The organism is Candidatus Thiothrix putei (assembly GCA_029972225.1).
In the GTDB taxonomy this organism is placed as follows: Bacteria; Pseudomonadota; Gammaproteobacteria; order Thiotrichales; family Thiotrichaceae; genus Thiothrix; species Thiothrix putei.
The window spans coordinates 1,286,202-1,310,864 of sequence record CP124756.1 but is presented as its reverse complement, the minus strand read 5'-3'; the positions used below and the strand labels follow the sequence as shown (position 1 = coordinate 1,310,864).

23 protein-coding genes, 1 other RNA gene and 1 riboswitch are annotated in these 24,663 nt (G+C 51.5%); of the genes, 7 read left to right on the top strand and 17 right to left on the bottom strand.

Annotated features, from left to right (window positions below; translation table 11 throughout):
• Positions 1 to 10 precede the first annotated feature (10 nt).
• From mraY to QJT81_06700, 9 genes are all read right to left on the bottom strand, one after another.
• On the bottom strand, positions 11 to 1,093 hold the full coding sequence (gene mraY / locus QJT81_06740; GenBank protein ID WGZ95677.1) for a phospho-N-acetylmuramoyl-pentapeptide-transferase: 1,083 nt from the start codon (positions 1,091 to 1,093) through the stop codon (positions 11 to 13).
• Positions 1,093 to 2,436 carry a UDP-N-acetylmuramoyl-tripeptide--D-alanyl-D-alanine ligase gene (murF, locus tag QJT81_06735; GenBank protein WGZ95676.1) on the bottom strand — a complete coding sequence of 448 codons (1,344 nt, stop codon included), beginning with the start codon at positions 2,434 to 2,436 and terminating at the stop codon, positions 1,093 to 1,095. Before murF ends, mraY begins: the two co-directional genes overlap by 1 nt.
• Positions 2,433 to 3,923 (bottom strand): UDP-N-acetylmuramoyl-L-alanyl-D-glutamate--2,6-diaminopimelate ligase, encoded by a 1,491-nt coding sequence (locus tag QJT81_06730; protein WGZ95675.1) that lies wholly within the window; start codon positions 3,921 to 3,923, stop codon positions 2,433 to 2,435. Before QJT81_06730 ends, murF begins: the two co-directional genes overlap by 4 nt.
• Positions 3,920 to 5,716 carry a penicillin-binding protein 2 gene (locus QJT81_06725; GenBank protein WGZ95674.1) on the bottom strand — a complete coding sequence of 599 codons (1,797 nt, stop codon included), beginning with the start codon at positions 5,714 to 5,716 and terminating at the stop codon, positions 3,920 to 3,922. Before QJT81_06725 ends, QJT81_06730 begins: the two co-directional genes overlap by 4 nt.
• Before the next feature lie 50 nt (positions 5,717 to 5,766).
• The gene (gene ftsL / locus QJT81_06720) at positions 5,767 to 6,039 is read right to left on the bottom strand and encodes a cell division protein FtsL (protein WGZ95673.1); all 273 of its coding nucleotides are present in this window, start codon (positions 6,037 to 6,039) and stop codon (positions 5,767 to 5,769) included.
• Positions 6,036 to 6,974: a 16S rRNA (cytosine(1402)-N(4))-methyltransferase RsmH gene (rsmH, locus tag QJT81_06715; GenBank protein ID WGZ95672.1), complete on the bottom strand. Its 939-nt coding sequence runs from the start codon at positions 6,972 to 6,974 to the stop codon at positions 6,036 to 6,038. Before rsmH ends, ftsL begins: the two co-directional genes overlap by 4 nt.
• Before the next feature lie 12 nt (positions 6,975 to 6,986).
• Complete coding sequence (gene mraZ, locus QJT81_06710) at positions 6,987 to 7,442, bottom strand: division/cell wall cluster transcriptional repressor MraZ (protein WGZ95671.1); 456 nt, start codon at positions 7,440 to 7,442, stop codon at positions 6,987 to 6,989.
• 282 nt (positions 7,443 to 7,724) lie between these two features.
• Positions 7,725 to 8,079, bottom strand: an RNA gene (gene rnpB / locus QJT81_06705) — RNase P RNA component class A.
• Positions 8,080 to 8,103: 24 nt separating this feature from the next.
• Positions 8,104 to 8,301 (bottom strand): hypothetical protein, encoded by a 198-nt coding sequence (locus tag QJT81_06700; GenBank protein WGZ95670.1) that lies wholly within the window; start codon positions 8,299 to 8,301, stop codon positions 8,104 to 8,106.
• A gap of 117 nt (positions 8,302 to 8,418) precedes the next feature.
• On the opposite strand from QJT81_06700, the gene QJT81_06695 reads away from it, so the two are divergent.
• A complete protein-coding gene (locus QJT81_06695) occupies positions 8,419 to 8,871 on the top strand; it encodes a universal stress protein (protein WGZ95669.1) in 453 nt (150 codons plus the stop codon).
• A 50-nt stretch (positions 8,872 to 8,921) separates the two neighbouring features.
• Here the strand turns inward: QJT81_06695 and QJT81_06690 are convergent, their stop codons facing one another.
• On the bottom strand, positions 8,922 to 9,209 hold the full coding sequence (locus QJT81_06690) for a hypothetical protein (protein ID WGZ95668.1): 288 nt from the start codon (positions 9,207 to 9,209) through the stop codon (positions 8,922 to 8,924).
• Positions 9,210 to 9,365: 156 nt separating this feature from the next.
• Positions 9,366 to 9,457, top strand: a riboswitch (TPP riboswitch).
• 37 nt (positions 9,458 to 9,494) lie between these two features.
• On the opposite strand from QJT81_06690, the gene thiC reads away from it, so the two are divergent.
• Positions 9,495 to 11,357, top strand: coding sequence for a phosphomethylpyrimidine synthase ThiC (gene thiC, locus QJT81_06685; GenBank protein ID WGZ96457.1), 1,863 nt, complete (start codon positions 9,495 to 9,497; stop codon positions 11,355 to 11,357).
• A gap of 54 nt (positions 11,358 to 11,411) precedes the next feature.
• Here the strand turns inward: thiC and QJT81_06680 are convergent, their stop codons facing one another.
• Entirely contained in the window at positions 11,412 to 12,530 is a 1,119-nt protein-coding gene (locus tag QJT81_06680; protein WGZ95667.1) for a trypsin-like peptidase domain-containing protein, read from the bottom strand.
• Between the two features lie 4 nt (positions 12,531 to 12,534).
• Positions 12,535 to 13,473 carry an esterase-like activity of phytase family protein gene (locus QJT81_06675; protein ID WGZ95666.1) on the bottom strand — a complete coding sequence of 313 codons (939 nt, stop codon included), beginning with the start codon at positions 13,471 to 13,473 and terminating at the stop codon, positions 12,535 to 12,537.
• Positions 13,474 to 13,683: 210 nt separating this feature from the next.
• Here QJT81_06675 and QJT81_06670 point away from each other — a divergent pair, with 210 nt between their 5' ends.
• Both QJT81_06670 and QJT81_06665 read left to right on the top strand, forming a co-directional pair.
• On the top strand, positions 13,684 to 13,947 hold the full coding sequence (locus QJT81_06670; protein ID WGZ95665.1) for a GlsB/YeaQ/YmgE family stress response membrane protein: 264 nt from the start codon (positions 13,684 to 13,686) through the stop codon (positions 13,945 to 13,947).
• Positions 13,948 to 14,040: 93 nt separating this feature from the next.
• Positions 14,041 to 14,964, top strand: a complete 924-nt coding sequence (locus QJT81_06665; protein ID WGZ95664.1) for a restriction endonuclease — start codon at positions 14,041 to 14,043, stop codon at positions 14,962 to 14,964.
• Positions 14,965 to 14,990: 26 nt separating this feature from the next.
• On the opposite strand, the gene clpB is transcribed toward QJT81_06665, so the two are convergent.
• Positions 14,991 to 17,600, bottom strand: coding sequence for an ATP-dependent chaperone ClpB (clpB, locus tag QJT81_06660; protein WGZ95663.1), 2,610 nt, complete (start codon positions 17,598 to 17,600; stop codon positions 14,991 to 14,993).
• Positions 17,601 to 17,708: 108 nt separating this feature from the next.
• Positions 17,709 to 18,011, bottom strand: coding sequence for a helix-turn-helix transcriptional regulator (locus QJT81_06655; GenBank protein WGZ95662.1), 303 nt, complete (start codon positions 18,009 to 18,011; stop codon positions 17,709 to 17,711).
• Between the two features lie 14 nt (positions 18,012 to 18,025).
• Between QJT81_06655 and QJT81_06650 the strand changes: the two genes are divergently transcribed.
• On the top strand, positions 18,026 to 18,952 hold the full coding sequence (locus tag QJT81_06650) for a hypothetical protein (GenBank protein ID WGZ95661.1): 927 nt from the start codon (positions 18,026 to 18,028) through the stop codon (positions 18,950 to 18,952).
• 48 nt (positions 18,953 to 19,000) lie between these two features.
• Here the strand turns inward: QJT81_06650 and QJT81_06645 are convergent, their stop codons facing one another.
• Positions 19,001 to 19,162: a hypothetical protein gene (locus QJT81_06645; GenBank protein WGZ95660.1), complete on the bottom strand. Its 162-nt coding sequence runs from the start codon at positions 19,160 to 19,162 to the stop codon at positions 19,001 to 19,003.
• 73 nt (positions 19,163 to 19,235) lie between these two features.
• Between QJT81_06645 and QJT81_06640 the strand changes: the two genes are divergently transcribed.
• Together QJT81_06640 and QJT81_06635 are read left to right on the top strand one after the other, a co-directional pair.
• Positions 19,236 to 19,667, top strand: a complete 432-nt coding sequence (locus QJT81_06640; GenBank protein ID WGZ95659.1) for a putative toxin-antitoxin system toxin component, PIN family — start codon at positions 19,236 to 19,238, stop codon at positions 19,665 to 19,667.
• Positions 19,664 to 19,882 (top strand): toxin-antitoxin system HicB family antitoxin, encoded by a 219-nt coding sequence (locus QJT81_06635; GenBank protein WGZ95658.1) that lies wholly within the window; start codon positions 19,664 to 19,666, stop codon positions 19,880 to 19,882. Before QJT81_06640 ends, QJT81_06635 begins: the two co-directional genes overlap by 4 nt.
• Before the next feature lie 43 nt (positions 19,883 to 19,925).
• Here the strand turns inward: QJT81_06635 and QJT81_06630 are convergent, their stop codons facing one another.
• Both QJT81_06630 and purL read right to left on the bottom strand, forming a co-directional pair.
• Positions 19,926 to 20,666 carry a GNAT family N-acetyltransferase gene (locus QJT81_06630; GenBank protein ID WGZ95657.1) on the bottom strand — a complete coding sequence of 247 codons (741 nt, stop codon included), beginning with the start codon at positions 20,664 to 20,666 and terminating at the stop codon, positions 19,926 to 19,928.
• An 11-nt stretch (positions 20,667 to 20,677) separates the two neighbouring features.
• Positions 20,678 to 24,568: a phosphoribosylformylglycinamidine synthase gene (gene purL, locus QJT81_06625; protein WGZ95656.1), complete on the bottom strand. Its 3,891-nt coding sequence runs from the start codon at positions 24,566 to 24,568 to the stop codon at positions 20,678 to 20,680.
• Positions 24,569 to 24,663 lie beyond the last annotated feature (95 nt).

The following is a 24,663-nucleotide window of genomic DNA, read 5'->3' as shown; positions in this document are numbered from 1 at the left end:
ACTCATTGCCTTAACGAATCTTCAAGGTTGCCAAACCGATCATCACCAAAATCACCGTGACAATCCAAAAACGGACAATGACCCGTGGTTCGGGCCAGCCTTTTTTCTCATAATGGTGGTGCAAAGGAGCCATGCGGAAAATCCGCTTGCCACTCGTCGCTTTAAAATAGCCTACTTGCATAATAACCGAGAGGGTTTCTAACACAAAAATTCCGCCCATAATTGCCAAAACGATTTCCTGACGCACCACCACCGCGACGATGCCAAGTGCCGCCCCCAGTGCCAATGCGCCGACATCGCCCATGAACACTTGCGCGGGGTACGTGTTAAACCACAAGAAACCCAAACCAGCACCGAATATTGCCGCACAAAATACCACTAACTCACCTGCACCGGGAATCCGTGGCACTCCCAAATACTGTGAAATCGTGGCATGTCCGCTCACATAAGCAAAAATTGCCAAACCACCAGCCACCATAATGGTCGGCATAATCGCCAAGCCATCCAAACCATCAGTCAGGTTCACCGCATTACTCGAACCCACCACCACCAAATACACCCAAGGAATGAATAACCAGCCCATCTGCCAATGTGCATCTTTGAATACCGGCAAGAAAAACGTCGTTTCCACCGGAGTCGCTGCGGTGAAAAACAAATAAAAGGCGGCGGCAAACCCAATCAAGCTCAAGCCCACGTATTTTTGCTTAGCGGTCAAGCCCAAATTACGACGCTGCTTGAGTTTGATGTAATCATCCAAACCACCTACCAAACCAAACCCCAGCGTGACCAGCAATACCACCCACACATAATGATTGCTCAAATCCGCCCACAACAAGGTGGCAACGCCAATAGCCAGAATAATCATCACCCCGCCCATGGTGGGCGTACCCGCCTTCATTTGGTGCTGGGGGCCATCTTCACGAATATATTGCCCAATTTTTAAGCGAGTGAGCGCCCGAATCATGCGCGGCCCTGTCCACAATGCAATGAACAACGCCGTCAATAAACCCAAAATAGCCCGCAAGGTTAAATATTGAAATACATTAAAACCACGGTAAAAATCACTCAGGAAATCAAACAACCAAACCAACATTACGCGACCTCCTGGACAGCCGCGACTGTCAATGCATCCACCACCCGTTCCATCCGTGCCGAACGCGAACCTTTCACCAACAGCGTTGTATCCGGCTGCAATGCCGCCTGTAACGCATCCAGTAACGCATCCAGTTCACTAAAAGCATAGCCTGCCTTACCAAACGCTGCACTCGCGTGCGCACTCAACGTGCCTAAAGTATACAAAGCATCAATTCCGGCTTGCGCCGCCTGCTGACCAATACCGGCATGTAATGCCACTCCATTCGCGCCCAATTCGCCCATATCCCCCAAGACCAACACCCTTCTGCCCTGCATTCCTGCCAATACCGCCACTGCCGCCGCTGTAGAACTCGGATTGGCATTGTACGTATCGTCAATCACCAAACCGCCATGCGCACCCGCTTTCGGGCATAAGCGCCCCTTGATCGCCGCTAAGGATTCCAAACCACGCTGCACGGTATCCAATGACACGCCCAACGCCAGTGCCGCAGTCGCCGCTGCCAATGCATTCATCTGATTATGCCGCCCCAATAACGGCAAACTAACGGCGACCGCTTTCCCGTTAGCGGTAATGTGCAACTGATTGCCAGCGACACTGCCCTGCACATCCGCTGGGTTATTCAGACCAAAGGTCATTATCCTCCTACCGGTATTCAGACCGAGCCAATAATCCACATACGCATCATCGGCATTCAGAATGGCAACACCGTTTGCTGACAAACCATTGAAAATTTCACCTTTAGCGCGTGCCACACCGGCAAGATCACCGACACCCTCCAAATGGGCAGCACCGGCATTGTTAATAATGGCAACATCCGGGCGGGCGATACGAGCCAAATAATCAATTTCACCAAAATGGCTCATGCCCATTTCAATCACAGCAAACGCGTGTTGCTGGCGCAAACCCAATAACGTCAGCGGCATTCCAATATCATTATTGAGATTACCCGCCGTCGCTAAAGTGTCACCCTGTAATGACAAGATAGCTGTCAGCATTTCTTTTACGGTGGTTTTGCCATTACTACCGGTCAACCCGATCAAAGGCAGAGTAAACGTTTGTCGCCATGCCGCCGCTAACCGTCCCAATGCCAAGCGCACATCGTCCACTACTACCTGAGGAATAGCTGCGTCGATTAAGCGGGAAACCAATGCACCACTGGCTTTGCCTGCCACCTGTGGCACAAAGTCGTGGGCATCAAACCGCTCCCCCCTCAGAGCAAGGAATAAATCACCGCTTTGCACTTGCCGTGAGTCGCGCTCCACACGCTCAATCGCCACATTCTGACCATGCAGCGTTCCACCCGTCAGTTCAGCAATCTCAGCAAGACTCAACCACGTCATGCGCCACACTCCTGCAACGCCAGTGCTGCTTGAATGCGGTCATCAAATGGCACCGTGCCATGCGCTAAAATCTGTACGGTTTCATGGCCTTTGCCTGCAATCAATACGGTATCGCCGGGCTGTGCTTGCCCAATGGCGAGGCGAATCGCTTTAGTACGGTCGTGCTCAAAGGTCACGCCCGTTTTATTGTGGAAGCCTTGCATAATGTCCTCAAATATCTGCTGCGGATTTTCAGAGCGCGGATTATCGTCGGTTACGATCACCACGTCAGCATCAGATTCGGCTATTTTTGCCATTAACGGTCGTTTTCCACGATCACGGTCGCCGCCACAGCCAAACACACACAGCAAACGCCCACGGGTATGCACCCGCACCGCCGTTAATACCTGCTGCAATGCGCCGGGTGTATGTGCGTAGTCCACCACCACCAGTCTGCCTGCATCTGCACCGACCCGCTCCATGCGCCCCGGCACAACCTGTACGTGTTGCAAGCGTTGCAAAGCATCCGACAATGCTAAGCCTTTTGCCAACAAGACCCCCAAAGCTGCCAGCACGTTATGCAAGTTGAATTGCCCTAACACCGGTGCTTGCAATACCCCCGCTTCCTGCCCGTTCGACACCTTGGCACTGATCCCGCTGTGATCAAATACAGGTTCTGTTGCAACCAAGGTTCCCGTCGGATAATCAGCCGCATTGCCCACGCCATAACCGATGACACGCACCTGTTTTTCGGATAACTCGGCTGCTAAGCGTTGCCCAAAAGCATCATCCAGATTCAACACGACCGCTTGCAAATCCGGCCAATGAAACAATTTACGCTTAGCTTCAGCATAAGCTTCCACAGTGCCGTGATAATCCAGATGATCGCGGGTCAAGTTAGTCAAAACCGCCACATTAAAGCGGATACCATTGACCCGCCCCTGATCCAGCGCGTGCGAAGACACTTCCATCGCAACAGCAGTAAAACCATCGTCATGCAAACGGCGTAACAAGTGGTGAACCGTGAGCGCATCAGGCGTGGTATGTGTTGCAGGCTGTAAAGCTCCCGGCACACCAATGCCTAACGTTCCAATAACTGCTGTTGGCTGCACAGGGTCAGTATTCAATGCTTCGGCAACGAAATGGCTTACTGACGTTTTACCATCAGTACCAGTCACCCCCACCATGAACAACCCGGCACTGGGATTCGCATTAAAACGGTCGGCGAGTGTCCCTAAATGTTCCCTCAAAGCAGGGACAGACACCGCGTCAACCGACAAAACTGGTGGCTGTAAACCTATTTCCGGCTCGTAAAGCACGACACTCGCCCCAGCACGGACAGCCGCTTCAGCATAATCCAAACCATGTTGGCGCGTGCCACGCAAAGCCACAAACGCCATGCCGGGTTGAACTTGGCGATTATCCAAAGTCAACCCCGTAATCTCGATATCCGGTACGGATTCAACCAAACCGGTTAATAAAGCGCGGAGGGATACAGAATGGCTCATGTAGCACCTCCCACATTGGCTGGTGCTACAGGTTGCGGCATCGGCGGATGCTCACTAGGCAGGTTATCTGGAGGCACATCAAGCAAGCGTAGTGATTCTGCCATGACTTTGGAAAAAACGGGTGCTGCGGCACGGCCGCCACTATCATCAATCTGAGGTTCATCAATCTGAACAGCGACCACTAAACGTGGACGGCTAGCCGGTGCAACCCCAATAAAACTGGTCAAATAGCGGTCATTTTGGTATTTGCCGTCGATATATTTATAAGCGGTACCTGTTTTACCAGCAATACGGTAGCCATCTACCATAGCTTTCTCACCTGTTCCGCCTTTTTGCACCACCGCTTCCATCATGCGCAACACGGCACTGGCAGTATCAGGACTCATCACCTGTTGACCTAAGCCGGGCTTATCGAGCTTATAAATGGAAGCTGGCATAAACACGCCATTAGCCGCAAATGGCGCATAAGCGTGGGTAGTTTGCAACAAGCTGGCAGACAAGCCATATCCATAACCATGTGAAGCACGATCAACTTTACCCCACTTGGTATAATCGGTTAGTTGCCCCGCTGTTTCACCTGAAAAACCAGCATTCGGCACACGCCCAAACCCCACGCGATTGAGGAACATCCACTGATCACGCGCAGCCATCAGCAACGCCACCCGACTAGCACCCACGTTACTGGATTTAGCTAATAACGTTGACAACGTGATAGAACCATAATCTTTCGGATCCTTGACGCTGTATTTACCAAAGTTGATTTGCCCGGGTGACGTATTAATTTCAACATCAGCCCCCAAAACTCGTGCCTCTAAGGCCGCAGCAATCGTTAAAGGCTTAATAGTTGAACCAGGTTCGGATTTATCCGTAACCGCACGGTTACGATACAGATACGGCTCCAACTCTTTGCGGTTGTTCGGGTTAAAGGAAGGCACATTAGCCATCGCCAAAATTTCACCGGTATGCGCATCCAGCACGATCAATGAACCTGCTTTGGCATTCAATAGCGACACCTGGGTTTTCAATTCTTTATAGGCAAGGTATTGAATACGGCGGTCAATACTCAATTGCACATTCTGCCCAGGCTGCATTTCCTCCATACTAATAACGCTCTCAACCAGCTTGCCTTTAGCGTCACGCACTACCCGCGTCTGACCATTTTTACCTGCTAAAATGTCATTTTGCGCTTTTTCAATACCCTCAATGCCATTACCGTCCACATTGGTCATACCCACCACATGCCCAGCCGTTTCTGCTAATGGATAATAACGGCGGTATTCTCGCGTCGCGGCAACACCCGGCAAATCCAGATCCAGGATGGCATCTGCCACCTCTAACGGTAATTGTCGACCGAGATAGAAGAATTGCTTACTACTAGCTTCCTTTAACTTGGCGGGCAAACTACCCTCTTCCATGCCCAGTTCTTTTTCAATTTGACGGAAACCAGACTCCAAGCGGGCAAAGCGAGTCGAAGCCAATGCCTGAGCCTCACTCTCCTCAGCAGCAGTATCCCCAGCAGTTGCCTCCGACACTTGACGGGATAACTCATATTCGTTGCGCAAGGCTTCCCTTGCTTGCAATAATTCTTGTGGATTGCACCACAGCGAGGAAACGGGCGAACTAATTGCCATCGGATCACCATTACGATCCGTAATCATCCCCCGATAAGCAGGAACCGTAACCACGCGCATTTGACGCTTGTCTGCTTGCTGTTGCAGCCATTCCTGTTGGAATATTTCCAACCATGCTGCCCGCAACATTAAAATACCGATTACCACTAACAAGGTTAACATCAAGAACAAACGTCTTCCCTGAAACACAGGTGACTTCAATACTTTGCGCTTCACTCGCGTATAACCTTGATGTTGTCAGCGGAGGGTTTCTGCATATTCAATACCTGTTTAGAACGGGTTTCCACATGTACTTGATTCAACAAGGTGCTTTGCTCTAACTTTAAACGACTCCAATCAGCACTCAGTTCGTCGCGTTCTTTTTCCAGCTTTTGTAACTCAGCAAATAATTGGCGCGAGTGATGACGATTAGCCACAATCAATAAGGCCATACCGATGACTAACACATATAACAGTGCCACGCTCAACAAACCTCCACGGTTCATGCCACACGCTCCCCCACCCGCATCATTGCACTGCGGGAACGCACATTACCCTGCACTTCTGCATCTGATGGACGCTGTGCCTTACCAATCATTCTCATCGGCGGTTGGATAAAGACTGGTATTACGGGTAAACCCTTCGGCAAGCTAGGTACGGAACAAACATCACGCAGAAAATGTTTGACAATACGATCTTCCAATGAATGAAAACTGATGACAACCAAACGCCCAGCAGGAGCGAGCCACTCAACGGCTTGTTGTAAACATGCCTCGACATCATCCAATTCCTGATTGACCTTAATACGTATTGCTTGAAAACTACGGGTCGCAGGATTTTTCCCAGGCTCACGCTTACGTACCACATTGGCAATTAAGTCAGCCAGTTGTATAGTGGTTTCCATTGGGCTGTGTACACGGACACGGACAATTTCCTTGGCAATTTGACGAGAAAAACGCTCCTCACCGTAACGCCATAATACATCCGCTATTTCCGATTCATCCGCATGGTTTAACCACTGAGCAGCACTTTCACCTCTGGAAGTATCCATCCGCATATCCAGTTGCCCTTCTCGCATAAAACTGAAACCACGTTCTGCATCATCCAATTGCGGGGAAGACACCCCCAAATCCAACAAGACACCCTGAATTTTTTCAGTAACACCAGCAACGTGTAACGCTTGAGGAAAATCACGAAAAGAACCATGCCAGACAAATACACGAGGGTCATTCGCATGACGCTGATGTGCGTACTCAACCGCAACAGGATCCTTATCAATGACGATCAAACGTCCGTTTACACCCAAACGCTCCAAAATCAAGGCAGAATGACCGCCCCGACCATAGGTACCATCGACATAACAGCCTGATTCCTGAACATTTAATGCCATTACGGCTTCCTGCAATAGCACCGTGTCGTGTTTCAACACAGAATCAACCACCTTTTGTCGATATTACATAGAAACCTGATTCAGGATTTCACTCACTTCGCTATCTTCTTGCGCTTCCTGCAACCAAGACTCACGAGCGGTATCCCAACTATCAGCATTCCACAATTCAAGTTTATTAGCCTGACCAACCAATACAGCTCTCTTGTCGAGACCGGCGTACTCACGCAAGGGAATCGGCAATAACACTCGCCCTTGCGCATCCAGGTCTAATTCAGCAGCGTGCCCTAAAATCAGGCGTTGCATATTGCGTACCCGCCGATTCATATTGGGTAATGACATCAGGGTTTTCTCTACTTTAAGCCACTGATCCAGCGGGTAAACCAGCAAGCACTTATCCGTGTGATCAACTGTAATAACGATCTGACCACCCGCATTTTCTACAATATCTTCACGATACTTAGCAGGCATAGCGAACCTGCCTTTTGGATCAATCGATATACTAGAAATACCACGAAACATGCTGTCTAATTCCACTCAAAATGGGAAATCAATCCACTTTACCCCACTTTCTTCCACTTATGAGGGAATATAGGCAGACATCACAGCCCTGTCAATAAAATCACGTAAAAATCACTTTAAATAAGATAATGAGGGGTAAAAACAAAACAAATAGCGAAGATTTTGATGAAAAAATCAAGTTATTATCAATAAATTACAATTGATTCTTAAGGTAATAAATTAAGACATGCCAGCCTATTATTTTGTTTTAATGCCTGAACCAAATAGAAGTAATGAAAAGAAAGATAGAGCTGATCTGTAAGCCGGGTTCTGTCATGGACAATCATTCATCTGGGATATACGTCACCGTATACCTCTAGCAACCTACCCGGATGCAGTGCGGGTCACACCAATGCATCCCTATTTGGTCTTGCTCCGAACGGGGTTTGCCGTGCCATCGACTGTTACCAGCGACGCGGTGCGCTCTTACCACACCCTTTCACCCTTACCTTTAAGCGAACTCAAAGGCGGTTTACTTTCTGTTGCACTTTCCGTCAGCTCACGCTGCCCAGGCGTTACCTGGCGTTCTACCCTATGGAGCCCGGACTTTCCTCCACCTGTTACTTGCGCAACAAGCAGCGATTGCCCGATCAGCTCTGGGGCGCAACATAACAGATAAGCATTAAGGTTGCACCTGTGTGACCACAGAAATCTGTGCAGGAACCGTAGATACCGACTCAGGCTTAGCAACAACCCAATATTGAAAAAAACGTTGCGGGAAAAACTCAGGATGCGTCACCGCCACATAAAATAACAACAACGTTGCTAAAGCAAAGACGATAAGAAGATCAGTCACACAATTCACGAACCACTTGGACACAGATACTCCTTCAACACCTAAATCAGAGAATACAGATATAGCTCAAACTCTCACTATATGCTCTCAACTAGACTAAAATCATAAATAGACATAGAAGCAAAGAAGGAGAGTTTCAGTATGTACCGCTATCAACACCTACTTGCTCCCATTGATTTTTCAGACTCCAGTATCAACGTGGTTCAACGCGCACGGGAGTTAGCAGAAATGTACGATGCTCGCCTGACACTGCTGCATGTTCTCGAAGATGTGCCGCTAGGTATAGAACCATTTGGTGAGTCCACCAGCCTGATGTTGAATGAAGAACTACGTAAGCAACAACAAAAAAGCGCTGAGAAAAAGATGCAAGCACTCGTACAACAACTTAATCTACCGTTGAGCGTTGAACCAGCCATCAAAGAAGGCTTTGCGACTGACGCCATTCTTGAGTTTGCTCAGCAGAAAAATATTGACTTAATTGTTATTGCCCACAGTGGCAAAAAAGGATTTTTAGGGTTTCTAGGCTCAACTGCTAATGCCATTGTCAAAGCAACACAGTGTGACGTATTAGTCATGCGTAATCATGCGGCATAACCCGTCTGTTCCTCGGCAACAGTAATGGATTGCCGAGGCGTCAGATGTGCTTAGATAATATTCAATATAGCATCTTGTAACTGGACAGCCGCAACAATAGACACGGTTCCCACTAACAAGACGAGTCCTGGTTTACGCAAAATAGACAGGCCATGTGATGCTAAAATAGCCCCAACAAAGAAAAAACCAATCAGTCCAACAATCAAAGCAGACGGTATTTCCACCCCCATCAGCCGCGCGATGCTCAGGAAAATAACCCCTGCGATCCCCGTAAACAATAGCGCCTTGAGCACTTCCGATGGCACTGCACAATAAGTGCGTGCTACTAAATCGTTCATGCATAAGCTCCTACATAACACTCTAAAAGTCGCAGCATAATATAAGACTTTGCTAAAATACAAATTTAGAAAACGCAAAGTACCGATCAAGTGTGTTATTCCTGCGACAATTTGTCGGGTTATACCTGATTAGCCACGAATCTGTTACAGTGCAGCCTGATGAGCCGGGGGTGCCTTGACAGGCTGAGATTATACCCTTGGAACCTGATACGGATCATACCGGTGTAGGGAGGCTCCAGCGCTTGCCGTGGAGTTTTTACCCGAACCTTCATGGAGCAAAGAATGATGAGCGCAATACCCGCAGCTTTCCTAAAAAAAACCGCTGAACTATCCAGCGAAGTGACAAAACCCTTCCCCAATTCCCGTAAAGTTTACGTGCAGGGTTCACGCGCCGACATCCGCGTGGGAATGCGTGAAATTGACCAAGACTCAACCGCCGCCAGCTTTGGTGCGGAAGAAAATCCGCCGATTCCAGTCTACGACACCTCAGGCCCGTTCACCGACCCGGCTGTCACCATCAACCTGATGGAAGGCATCCCCGATGTGCGCCTGAACTGGATTTTGGAACGCGATGACACCGAACAACTCAATGGCCCTACTTCCGAATACGGTTTAACTCGCCAAAACGACCCGAAACTCGCACACCTGCGCTTTGCACACATTCGCGCCCCACGTCGTGCTAAAGCAGGCAAAAACGTCTCGCAAATGCATTATGCCCGCCAAGGCATTATCACACCGGAGATGGAATACGTCGCCATCCGCGAAAACCTGCGCTTACAAGAACTGCGAGCCGACCCGCGTTACCGCAAATTGCTACGCCAGCACGGTGGACAAGCATGGGGTGCGAACTTGCCTGCGGAAGTCACCCCCGAATTCGTGCGCAAAGAAGTGGCGGAAGGCCGCGCCATTATCCCCGCCAATATCAACCACCCCGAACTCGAACCGATGATTATTGGGCGCAATTTCCGCGTCAAAATCAACACCAATATCGGCAATTCAGCGGTTTCCTCTTCCATCGAAGAAGAAGTCGAAAAAATGGCATGGTCGGCACGCTGGGGCGGCGACACCCTAATGGATTTATCCACTGGTAAAAACATCCACGAAACCCGTGAATGGATTCTGCGCAACGCGCCGATGCCTATCGGCACAGTTCCTATTTACCAAGCACTCGAAAAAGTGAATGGCAAAGCCGAAGAGCTGACATGGGAAATTTTCCGCGACACCCTCATTGAACAAGCCGAACAAGGCGTGGATTATTTCACCATCCACGCAGGTGTGCGTTTGGCGTATGTGCCAATGACGGCGGAACGCCTCACTGGCATTGTGTCACGCGGTGGTTCAATCATGGCGAAATGGTGCTTGGCACATCACAAGGAAAACTTCCTATACACCCATTTTGAAGACATTTGCGAGATCATGAAAGCTTATGACGTGAGCTTCTCGCTGGGTGACGGCTTGCGCCCCGGTTCTGCGGCGGATGCTAATGACGCGGCGCAATTTGCTGAACTCGAAACCTTGGGCGAATTGACCAAAATCGCCTGGCAACACGATGTACAAGTGATGATTGAAGGCCCCGGTCACGTGCCGTTGCACATGGTCAAAGAAAATATGGACAAGGAATTGCGGGATTGCTTTGAAGCACCGTTTTATACCTTAGGGCCGCTGGTTACAGACATCGCACCTGGTTACGACCACATCACCTCAGGAATTGGTGCAGCAAATATCGGCTGGTACGGTTGCGCCATGTTGTGCTACGTCACCCCGAAAGAGCATTTGGGTTTACCGAACAAGGAAGATGTACGCGTCGGTATTATTACCTACAAAATTGCGGCACACGCGGCGGATTTGGCGAAAGGTTGGCCGGGCGCACAAGTCCGTGATAACGCCATGTCGAAAGCGCGTTTTGAGTTTCGTTGGGAAGACCAATTCAATCTGGGGCTAGACCCGGATCGGGCGCGTGAATACCACGATGAAACCTTGCCGAAAGATTCCGCAAAAGTGGCGCATTTCTGTTCGATGTGCGGCCCGCATTTCTGCTCAATGAAAATTACGCAGGATGTACGTGATTACGCCGCACAGCAAAAAGGTATGCAGGAAAAAGCGGTGGAATTCGTAAAAATGGGCGGAAAGCTGTATCACGAAGCTTGATATTACCTGAAATGTCAAAGGCTGCGCTCTACGCAGCCTTTGCCCCCCCCAACATTAACGAAACAATGACAACACCACATCCACCTCAAGCTGCTGCCCTTGGCGCAGTAAGCTAATCCGTACTTTGCTGTTGTGGGAATAGTTATCCAGCAGGCTATTTAACTCATTGATATTACCGATGGCTTTACCATCAATAGCTTGAATAATATCCCCCAAAATTAGCTCATCTTGCACAGTCAATTGCGTACCTCGAATACCCGCCTGTGCCGCTGGTGTATTCGGTTGCACCTGTAACACCAAAACGCCAGTTGTATTCAACTTAGCATTAATCCGTTCACTGATGCTGTCATCCAACGCCACGCCCAAGACGGGTCGGGTATAACGCCCCTCTTTCACCAAGCGGGGAACCACACGATTCACCACATCCACCGGAATCGCAAAACCGATCCCAGCCGACGCACCGGATGGACTATAAATCGCCACATTCACCCCAATCAAGCGCCCAGCACTATCCAGCAACGGCCCCCCCGAATTGCCGGGATTAATGGCGGCATCGGTTTGAATCAAGCCATCCATACTGCCCCCTTCCTCGCCATCAATAGAACGACGTAACGCGGAAATAATTCCAGCCGTCAGGGTATGGTCGAGGCCGAACGGGTTGCCAATCGCCAATACGTGTTGCCCGACCCGCAAGTCACTGCTACTGCCAATTTGCACCGGCGGTGGCGCATCTGCCATGTCCTGCAAACGCAATACAGCTAAATCATGTTCTGGGCTAACCCCCACCACAGCCGCTTCAAACACCCGCTGATCAGCAAAGCGGATTTTGGCTGAATCATGACCTTCCACCACATGGTAATTGGTTACAATATGTCCGGTGTTATCCCATACAAACCCAGTTCCGGTACCTTGGGGAATTTCACGCACATTGCGACTCCACAAGTTCAGCACACGCTCCACTGTCGTGATATAAACCACCGAAGGGCTGTTACGCTCGAAAATCTCAATCGTGGCTTGCTCATTTTCAGCCAAATCACCACGTGCTATTACCGGGCGAGGCGCTGTTCCCGAAGGCTCCTGCAACCAGGGAATCCACACCGGTTGTGCCACCCATAACAACAGTACTGCCAACAACAGCCACAGAAACACCATCAGCGAACGACTTTTGTTCATTTACTTATTTCCCCAGATCAAGGGTAAACAAGGTCAGCGTCGTCGGCAGAAAATCTTCATTGCCGTCATCACCGACCATCAGATATTGATTGCCCTGAATATGGGTTAGCCCTTCGTAATTATCAACCAGCAGATGGTTGGAAAAAACCTTCAAGTCTTGCAGTGTACATACCTGATCTTTAGAGCACTGCTTGAAGTCCAGATAACGTAAACTAACGACCAAGGGGTTCAAAAATCCTGACCATGCCCGTTCCATTACCAATAAATTACCATCAGGCAAGACTTCTAGCCCACTGATCGCACTATTTTTGGCAGGATACGCCGTAAATGACCATTGTTGCCCCTTGGTAGAATACAGCGTATGTAAATTGCGTGGTTCACCTCTAAGCGGCATTTCCGGGGCAGTGATAAAGCTGTAACGTGGATGAAACGTAACGGATTCCAACGCGTGATTACCGTGTCGATAGTTACGCCTATCATCCAAAACTGCCGGTAATGTAATGTTATTGATGGCTCGCCCTTGTGGGGTAAACCGAATCAGGCGTGGCACACCCTCAAACGCAATCACCAATTGCGAATCACCGTATTTGCCATTATTGGCATTCATCAGGGTTAAGCCTTCGGAATCACCACGACCTTTTTTGATACGTTCCCCCTCCTTATCCACAAGGTTTGCTGCATACACCGCATTAGCTGCTTGTAGGCGATTGCCTTGCAAATCAAGACGAAAATGAAAAACCGCGCCTTTGTCAGAAATGGCATAGAGCAATTGCTCATCCTGATCCCAGGCCAGCCCAGACAGTTCACTGATTTTGACCCCATTCACCGTGTGCGGGGGAAGCACCAAACTATTTTGCACCTCCAAAACGGGAGCCGCATCCACGCTGACAGACACCAACATTGCCTGCACCGCCAGCCATAACATCAATCCAAAACGCCTCATGCCAACACCTCTTTCTTTACTGGCAAATGAATGCACGCCGCATCTTAATGACCTCATCACACGCTGTAAACCTATCATTCATCCTGTGAACACTACCGTTAATAGTCCTAATAAATACAATTAGATAACCCATTTTTAAATTAGTGCCTATACTGATTTTGGCGTTTGCCGAATTATATAAATTTACCACAGGTTAAAAGGAGTCTACTTATGGGTATTGTTGAGCTCATCATTTTCTTAGCTATTGGCGCAATTGCAGGCTGGCTTGCAGGTATCGTCATGAATTGGGCTGGCTTTGGCCTAATCGGTAATATTATTATCGGGGTTATTGGTTCATTTATCGGTGGATTTGTTGGAAGATTCATCGAAGGCGCAGCCGGTTTTCATATCCCCGATATTTGGGGTGCTATCGTATGGGCAACCGTCGGTGCTGTCATTTTGTTATTCATCATACGTCTCATCAAACGGGCGTAGTAGAAATCCCTACGGTTATTCGTACAAAATGCCGCTCTCGTAGCAGTATTTTTGTGGCATTATCGTGTTTATCCGACAACATAACATGACTTCATGCCCATACCCGACTACCAAACCTTGATGCGCCCCCTGCTGCAACTCGCGGCGGATGGGCAAGAACACAAACTGCGTGATGCCGTCAGCGCACTTGCTGACCAATACCGTTTGACGGAAACCGAACGCACCGAAATCCTCCCCAGCGGCACGCAATCGGTGTTTGGCAACCGCGTGGGCTGGGCGCGTTCCTACCTCAAGCACGCGGAAGCATTGCGTTCGCCACGACGCGGCTATTTTGTAATTACTCAACGTGGACGGCAATTGCTCGATGCTAATCCGCACAGCATCCGCATTGCCACACTGACAGCATTCCCCGAATTTCAAGCGTTCAAAAACCGCCGCCACCCCACTAAAACTGAAAGTGGGCAAACGCTGGACATGGATTCCGATGTCATTTTCGATGACACACCAGAAGACATCCTCGCCTCCGCGCACCGTTTGTTATGCCGCAATCTTGAGCAGGAAGTGCTGGAAACCATTAAAGAAGCCTCGCCGACCTTCTTTGAAAAACTGGTGGTCGATTTGCTAATCAAAATGGGTTACGGCGGCAATCGTCAGGATGCTGGTCGTGCCATTGGCAAAAGTGGCGACGGCGGCATTGACGGCATCATCAACGAAGACCGCTTGGGCGTGGATGTGCTGTACATGCAGGCGAAACGTTGGGAGGCTACAGTGGGTCGCCCCGAAATCCAGAAATTTGCTGGGGCATTGCAAGGGCAGCGGGCGAAGAAAGGGATTTTCATGACGACCTCCAACTTTTCCCGTGAGGCTAAGGAATATGCTCGCTCGATTGAGACGCGGATTATTTTGATTGACGGGGAAAAGCTCGCGGCGTTGATGGTGGAATATAATGTGGGCGTGTCAGTGGTTGAGCATTACGAGGTGAAGAAAGTGGATACGGATTATTTTGAGGGTGGGTGAAGCTCATCACTCCACCCACCCTACGGTTACACCTCTTGCGCCACTACCAACGGCATAAACGTCAGTCTACCCTCTTCCACTCCCACCGCAATCGTATCCCCCGGCATAAACTTGCCACCGAGGATTTGCTGCGCCAGTGGGTTCTCAACCTGCTGCTGGATAGCGCGTTTGAGCGGACGAGCACCATACACTGGGTCGAAACCAGCCCCTGCCAGCAAGTCGAGTGCCGCATCGGTAATCTGAATCCCCAAATCCCGCGCTGCCAAACGTTGACGCAAGTTGTTGAGCTGGATGTCTGCAATCTTGCGAATTTCTGCCTGATCCAGCGGATGGAATACCACCGTTTCGTCAATTCGGTTGATGAATTCAGGGCGGAAATGCGTACCGACGACTTCCATCACCGCTGCTTTCATGCGCTCGTAGTTAGCTTCGCCCGACAGCTCCTGAATGATGTGCGAACCGAGATTCGAGGTCATGATAATGACGGTGTTGCGGAAATCGACCGTTCGCCCTTGCCCGTCGGTCAAACGCCCGTCGTCCAGCACTTGCAATAGCACGTTGAATACGTCGGCATGGGCTTTTTCCACCTCGTCCAACAGGATTACGGAATACGGGCGGCGGCGCACCGCTTCGGTCAAATAGCCGCCTTCTTCATAGCCAACATAGCCCGGAGGCGCACCGATCAGGCGGGCGACGGAATGCTTTTCCATGAATTCGGACATATCAATGCGCACCATCGCGTCGTCGGTGTCGAACAGGAAGGTCGCCAACGCCTTGGTGAGTTCGGTTTTACCCACGCCCGTCGGCCCCAAAAACAGGAACGAACCGCTGGGGCGATTGGGGTCGGAAAGCCCAGCACGCGCCCGGCGGATGGCGTTGGATACCGCGACCACCGCTTCGGTTTGCCCAATCACGCGCTTGGCAAGCACCTCTTCCATTTTCAGTAGCTTGTCTTTTTCGCCTTCGAGCATTTTGCTGACCGGGATGCCTGTCCAGCGTGACACGATGTCGGCAATTTCGTCTTCCGTCACCTTGGTTTTCAGCAACTTAGGTGCTTTGGATTCAGTGTGGGCGGCGGCATCGTCGGCTTGCGCCAACTGGCTTTCGAGTTCGGGGATGCGCCCGTATTGCAGTTCCGCCATGCGTTGCAAATTGCCCGCACGGCGGGCGGTTTCAAATTCGAGCCGCGCTTGGTCGAGGGCTTCCTTAATGTGGGAAGTGCCTTGCACGTCGGCTTTTTCGCTTTTCCAGATTTCTTCCAGATCGGCGGATTCGATTTCCAGACGGTCGATTTCAGCCTGCAAGTCGGCAAGACGTTTTTTGGAAGCGTCGTCGGATTCCTTTTTCAAGGCTTCGCGTTCGATCTTGAGCTGGATCAGGCGGCGGTCGAGCTTGTCGATCACCTCCGGTTTGGAGTCGATTTCGACCCGGATGCGCGACGCAGCTTCGTCGATCAGGTCGATGGCTTTGTCAGGCAACTGGCGGTCGGTGATGTAGCGGTGTGACAGCGTGGCGGCAGCGACCAACGCAGGGTCGGTGATTTCCACGCCGTGATGCACTTCATACTTTTCCTGCAAGCCGCGCAGGATGGCGATGGTGTCTTCCACGGTTGGTTCATCGACCAGCACTTTCTGGAAGCGGCGTTCGAGCGCGGCATCTTTTTCGATGTATTGGCGGTATTCGTCGAGCGTGGTAGCGCCCAAGCAATGCAATTCACCGCGTGCGAGGGCAGGCTTAAGCATATTGCCTGCGTCCATTGCGCCGTCGGCTTTGCCTGCGCCGACCATCGTGTGCAATTCGTCGATGAACAGGATGATATTGCCTTCGGCTTTGGCGATGTCGTTGAGGACGGCTTTGAGGCGTTCTTCAAAGTCGCCACGGTATTTGCTGCCTGCGAGCAATGCGCCGAGGTCGAGCGAGAGCAAGCGTTTGCCTTTCATGCCTTCGGAGACTTCGCCGTTGACGATGCGTTGCGCCAAGCCTTCGACCAGCGCGGTTTTGCCTACGCCCGGTTCGCCGATCAGGACGGGGTTGTTTTTGGTGCGGCGTTGCAGGATTTGCACCATGCGGCGGATTTCTTCGTCACGCCCGATAATCGGGTCAATCTTGCCCTGTTCGGCGCGTTCGGTGAGGTCGATGGTGTATTTGTCGAGGGCTTGGCGTTGGTCTTCGGCGTTGGGGTCGTTGACCGTTTGCCCGCCGCGCATCCCTTCGATGGCTTTTTCCACCGCGCCTTTGGTTGCGCCGCACTCACGCAGCAAATTGCCGAGCGTGCCTTTGTCTTCCAACCCAGCGAGGATGAAGAGTTCGGAGGAAATGTACTGGTCTTTGCGCTGCTGGGCGATTTTGTCGGTGACGTTCAGCAGTTTGCTGAGGTCGTTGGAAACGTGAACGCTGCCTGCATCACCGCCGGACACAGAGGGCATCCGGTCGAGGGCTTCGCCCAGTTTGGAACGCAATTGGTTGGCGTTGACATCGGCTTTGGTGAGCAAACCGCGTGTGGAACCGCCTTCCTGATCGAGCAGCGCGATCATTAAGTGGGCGGGTTCGATGAATTGGTGATCACGCCCTAACGCGAGCGATTGCGCGTCTTGCAGGGCGAGTTGGAACTTGCTGGTGAGTTTGTCCATTCTCATGTGGGCTACCTATATTATTTGGGTTGGACGCGAGTGCGTCAGATGGAACAAATCTGGGGTAGCAAGTGAGGGAATTCAAGGTGGGGTTGTGGATAAGTTTGATGTAGGTCAGGTTTTACCGACTTGTCTTGCTTGCTTCAGATGACGCAGCCATTCCAGAACATTGATTAATTCATCAACGGACAAGTCGTGACTCTCCAGAATGATGTCCGCCAGTTCGTCTGATACGCAATAGAAATATGCTGCCGGAATACCCAATGCTGCTGCCAAACTTTTAGCCGTCTCGAAAGGCGGTTCATGCGTCCCCGTTTCGTAACGACTGATTCGGGCGCTGCTGCATCCCTCATCCAACCCAATCAACACACCCAAACGATCCTGCGGTAAACCCGCAAGTATTCGCGCTGTACGCAAACGAGAACCGAATAATGATTGAGGATGCTTTGACATCCTACGATATTCGTAAATTTTACTTGAGCATTCTCTACGTAATTCGTAGAATTGATGATGTACCGGGCATTTACTTCCTTAATAATCATCAGGAGCATCATCCTATGCAAAAGCATATCCTCAGCACATGCTTGGCAATCTCGCTTATTGCCAACAGTTCATACGTTTTCGCAGACAAAACTATTACTGGCACGGGTTCATCATCCAGTGAAAGTGAAATGTCAGATGGGCAAGCCGCCGCTGTGGTGGGTGGACTTCTCTTGCTAGGTGGAATCATGAGCCTGCACAGCCAAAGTGTTGCTAAAGCGGAAGAAACCGCCACACAACAGGCAACTAAAACAGTGGAACTCAAACCGGGACACTCTTATCTTTGGTCGACTGGTAGTGATGACAATAACCCGCTTATCGAATATGTCGATAGCTGTACCCCAGCAAAGCAATTCACTGTCAAAGCTAAACTTGCCAACGGTATTGCTGACAGTAGTGACTACTATATGAGCCGCACTGAAAGCGAATGCACTAGAACCTACGACTCAAGACAGAAAGCGGTTCAAGAATACGCAGGTAATCCATGGAATTTGAACGAAACCACTTACCAAAAAGAATTGGCAGAAAAAAAAGCAAGACAAGCTCGCGCTGTAGAGGGAGCAGCCAAGATGATTGGCGGCATCGGAAAATTGCTATTTGGTAGTGGCGGTAGCACAACGGCAGACCCTGCCTTTGAAGCACAATTTGCTTGTGAAAAAGACTGTGAAGCTCAAACTGAACGTGCCATTGCAACTGGTTGTACTGGACTAGATGAGGGGAAATTTCTTATCAGGGAAAATTTAAAAGCCACGTGTGAAGACCAAGTTAAAGATGCAGAATACACTTGCAAAAGTGCATGTTACGCTAAGCATCATTAACGATGAAATTAGGAAATCGGGGATGTCCCCGATTTTCTTCGGCTGTGATCAAGCTGCCTGCAACATAAAATCCACATGCAACGCATCAAACGGAAACACAATTCGCCCGTCATCCGCTTTTGACAAGATTCCAGCATTGAGCAGCGCATGAACATCCGTATGCACTGCCTTCACGTCGCGGCTCACCCGCCGCGCAGAGACCATATTCATAACAAATATGCTTCAAGTCTTCGAAATTCTATGACACAATGGCATTTGTGTGCATATATGATGGCAATTCTGGATGGCAATCAAAGTCGTAGTCGATACCAACGTGCTAGTTGCCGGATTAATCGGCGGCAAAGGACCAAATCGGGAAGTTCTCCGCCGTTGCCTTGAAGGTGAATTGCAACCATGCGTTGGCAATGCACTCTACATGGAATATCAGGACTTGCTGAATCGGAAGAATATTCAGGCACTTTGTAAGCAAACCTCTGTGACTCTGATGGAATTCCTAGATGGCTTTGCCCAAGTCTGCACACCTGTTGATGCACGCTACCTGTGGCGACCCAATTTAACCGATGAAGCCGACAACCATGTAGTGGAATTGGCAATTGCTGCCGGAGCTACCTACATTATTACCAATAACGTGAACGACTTTGCCCGCGCTGAACTCAAGCATTTGGGCTATGAAGTCATCACACCGGAACAGATACTGAGGTTATTAAGAGCATGACAACGTTATCCATCCGTTTACCCGAAGACATGGCGGAAAAGCTCAAGCGCGTCGCCAGAATCCGCGACATCAGCCTGAACAAGCTCATGTTTGAATTATCGGTGCAAGTATTGGCTGAGGAAGAAGCCAAACAACGCTTCATGGCTGCAAAGTTACGCGGCAATCCCAAGCGTGCATTGCAACTGCTGGATGAACTGGATGCGTTGGGCGTGTAAATACAGGAAGAATTGGCTAATAATCGTGGATATATCCCAATTTTTAGCCAAAACTGGATGACTCATCCAGTTGCGCCAACCAAAAATCCCGTTCCGCCTTCAGCGCATCCAAGCCATCGAACAACCCCAGCTTGTCACGCCGCCAAACTTCATTCCGATACCAAGCATATTTCAAGCGGATATACATCTGGTCGTAAACATCCACAAAACCAAACCGATGATGCCAATCACGACTACTTTCATTACAAAGGTGGTAAACACTGCTCAATGTCTCGACACCCAACACAGACAATTGATTGACCGCAGTCGCAACCATGCTGGTCGCAATTTTCTGACGTTGGTAGGCAGGCACAACACACAACAAATCCAAGCATACCTCCCCCGCCTCGTCTGTCAGCAATAACGCCAGCCCAATAATGCTGCCATCCTGAGCCAATGCCATCACAGAAGCAGGATGTGGTACACCGCGCTTCCCTGCAAAATAACCGCTAATACTACGGTCGGCGAACTCCCGAATATGGCTCTCATTCCAGTCACAAAACTCAACCGTATCGTGGAAAGCGGCAAAGAAAGTTTCAGCCATTTCTTGCTGTCGGCTAGTGTCAAGCGCAACCAAACGGCAAACAGGCGACACTACCCGTGCCACCACCCTTAACTGGGTAACAACATGATTTTCACGCGGCGTAATAACCGCATGATCATCCCAGTATTCCACCTTGTAACCGAACGGCTGCTCCATCAGGTGGTATTCATCGACAGTCATGGGAATACGTTGGTGTTGCATAGGGCTAACGTTTAGCCTACCCAAACCCGCGCATTGCGGAACATCCGCAACCACGCGCCATCTTCACCCGTATCATCCGGCTTCCACGAATGCTGCACCGCACGGAACAAGCGTTCGGGGTGCGGCATCATGATGGTAAAACGCCCATCCGCCGTGGTCACACCCGTAATCCCCAACGGTGAACCGTTCGGGTTTTCGGGGTAATGTTCGGTGGCATTGCCGCGATTATCCACGTAACGCAAGCCGACCAGCCCTTCCGCCAACATCCCTTCAGCCGTCGCCGTGTCGAACACCGCCCGCCCTTCGCCATGCGCCACTGCAATCGGCAGCTTCGAGCCAGCCATGCCTTGCAGGAACAATGATGGCGATTCCAACACTTCCACTGCCGAATAACGCGCCTCGAACTGTTCGGAACGGTTGCGGTAGAAACGTGGCCAATGCGCTGCACCGGGGATCATGTCACGCAATTGCGAGAACATCTGGCAGCCATTGCACACGCCCAGCCCGAAAGAATTTTGCCGCGCAAAAAACGCTGCAAATTCATCACTGGCTCGTGGATTCATCAGAATGGTTTTCGCCCAACCGCCGCCAGCGCCCAACACGTCGCCGTAAGAGAAGCCGCCGCACGCCACCAAGCCTTTGAAATCTTTCAACTTCACCCGACCACTGATAATGTCGGTCATGTGTACGTCAACCGCCTTGAAACCGGCACGGTCGAACGCCGCAGCCATTTCCACCTGCCCGTTCACACCTTGTTCGCGCAATACCGCAACTGCGGGGCGTACTCCGGTGCGGATATACGGCGCTGCCACATCTTCATCCAACTCAAAGCTTGGCGCGAACGGCAAACCGGGGTCTTGCACATCATCCAAGCGCTCGAATTCTTGCGCGGCGCAATCAGCATTGTCACGCAATGCCTGCATCCGGTAGCTGGTTTCTGCCCAGATTTTCTGCAAAGTGGCACGTGGAGCGCGGTACACTTCCTTATTCGCAAAGGTCAGCACCAGCTCGTCGCTGTCGTTCAACTCGCCAATGACGTGGGTACAATGCGCCAAGCCTGCCTCACGGAACGCTTCCAACACTGCATCCGTATCACAATGGCGGATTTGCAGCACTGCGCCGAGTTCTTCACTGAACAGCGCTGGCAACATTTGCCCACTGATTTGCCCGATACAAGCCGTTACGCCCACATGCCCCGCAAAGCTCATTTCTGCTAAGGTTGCCAGCAAGCCGCCATCGGCACGGTCGTGGTACGCCAAAATCAGGTTTTCGCCACGCAAATCTTGCACGGTGTCGAAAAACGCTTTGAGCGCGTCAGGGTTATCCACGTCCGGCGCGTGATGCCCGATTTGCCCGTAGACTTGCGCCAATGCCGACGCTGCCAAGCGATTACGCCCTTTGCCAAGATCCACCAGAATCAGATCGGTATCGCCTACGTCGCTACACAATGCCGGAGTCAGCGTTTTGCGGATGTCCTGCACGGGTGAAAACGCGGTGACGATCAAGGAAAGCGGCGCAATCATTTCACGGTTTTCGCCGTCTTGCTGCCACACCGTTTTCATCGACAGCGAATCTTTACCAACCGGAATCGCTAGACCCAAACGCGGGCACAGCTCTTCGCCGACCGCTTTCACGGTGTCGAATAACGCGGCATCTTCGCCGTGATAACCCGCCGCTGCCATCCAGTTTGCCGACAGGCGAATATTGCGAATATTGGCAATGTCTGCCGCCGCAATATTGGTAAGCGCTTCGCCAATCGCCATACGCCCAGACGCTGCCGGATTCACCAGCGCAATCGGGGTGCGTTCGCCCATCGCCATCGCTTCGCCGAAGTTGGTGGTGTAATCGCTGGAGGTGACTGCCACATCCGCCACCGGCACTTGCCACGCGCCCACCATCTGGTCGCGTGTCACCATGCCCGTTACCGTGCGGTCGCCGATGGTGATCAGGAAGGACTTGGAGGCAACGGTTGGCAAACGCAACACCCGCTCAATCGCCTCACCCAGTTCAATGCCGCTCAGGTCGATTTCCGGCTTGTGGAACGTTTGGTGATGCACGTCGCGCAGCATTTTCGGCGGTTTACCGAGCAGCACGTTCATCGGCAAATTCACCGGATTGTTGTCAAACAGGGAATCGCCGACCAGCAATTGTTGTTCAACCGTAGCATTCCCGACCACGGCATAGACAGCGCGTTCGCGTTCGCACAGGGCGCGGAAGGTGTCGAGGCGGTCTTCGGCAATGGCGAGGACGTAGCGTTCTTGCGCTTCGTTGCTCCAGATTTCCATCGGTGCCATGCCGAGTTCGGCGTTGGGGACGGCACGGAGTTCAAAGCGTCCGCCGCGTCCGGCATCGTTGACGATTTCGGGGATGGCATTGGAAATACCGCCAGCGCCTACGTCGTGGATCGAGAGGATGGGGTTTTCTGTACCCAATGCCACGCAGCGGTCGATGACTTCCTGGCAACGGCGTTGCATTTCGGGGTTGCCACGCTGCACGGAAGCGAAGTCGAGGTTTTCCGCGCTCGTGCCGCTTGCCATTGAAGAGGCCGCGCCGCCACCCAAACCGATCAGCATGGCGGGGCCACCGAGGACGATAATCGGCGTACCTTCGGGCAACGGGTTTTTATTGATGTTGTTTTCGCGGATATTGCCCATGCCGCCTGCAATCATGATCGGCTTGTGGTAGCCGCGCAGCTCGATGCCTTTGGCACCGGGAGCTTGCATTTCAAAGGTGCGGAAATAGCCGGTGATGTTGGGGCGACCGAATTCGTTGTTGAACGCGGCAGCACCGATAGGGCCTTCGAGCATAATGTCGAGGGCAGAAACGATACGATCGGGTTTGCCGAAATCGTGTTCCCACGGCTGGGGGTAGCCGGGAATGCGCAGGTTGGATACCGAGAAGCCGCTCAAGCCCGCCTTGGGTTTTGAGCCGTTGCCGGTTGCGCCTTCATCACGAATTTCGCCGCCCGAACCCGTCGCAGCACCCGCAAACGGTGAAATCGCGGTGGGGTGGTTGTGGGTTTCCACCTTCATCAGGATGTGGACGGGTTCATTGGTGTAGTGGTATTCGCCGGTTTTTACGTCGGTCAAAAAGCGCGTTGCCAACGGGCCTTCGATCACGGAGGCGTTGTCATGGTAGGCGGAGAGGATGCCTTCGGGCGCGTGCGCGTGGGTGTTGCGGATCATGGCAAACAGCGATTTGGGCTGTTCTTTGCCGTCGATAATCCAGTCGGCGTTGAAGATTTTGTGGCGGCAATGTTCGGAATTGGCTTGTGCGAACATCATCAATTCGACGTCGGTGGGGTTGCGCTGGAGTTCGGCATAATTTTCGGCGAGGTAGTCGATTTCATCCGCTGAGAGTGCCAAGCCCCAGTCGGTGTTGGCTTTGGCGAGCGCGGCTTTGGGGTCATTGCTGATGTCGACGTAGCGTAAGGCGGCAGGTTCGGCTTCGCTGAACAGGACGACGGCATCTTGCAGGTCGGTCAGTACCATTTCGGTCATGCGGTCGTGCAACAGCGCGGCGATGGCGAGACGTTCGGCTTCAGACAGCGCGGCAGTGGTTTGCACGTCGTAGGCGATGCCACGTTCGATGCGTTCCACCATCGTCAAGCCGCAGTTGTGGGCGATGTCGCTGGCTTTGCTTGACCAGGGCGAAATCGTGCCTTTGCGCGGGGTGACGAGCAGCAATGTGCCGCTGAACGCGTGGCTGCCTTGCACTTCTTCGTAGGTCAGCAACGCTTGCAATTGGGCGTGTTCGTCGGGGCGCAGTTCGCGGCTGTTGCGCACGAAATGGACGTATTCGGCTTGCACAGCGGTGATCGTGGGCACGATGGCTTGCAAGGCGCTCAACAGCTTGTTGCGGCGGAATTCGGAGAGGGCAACGCTACCGGGGAAGATCAGCATGGGGGTAAACCAATGGGCAGTTCATCAAGGAGGGTATGATAGCGGAAAGTGGGGCGGGATTGTAGGCGATTGCCGTGCCAACTGCGGCGGGGTGC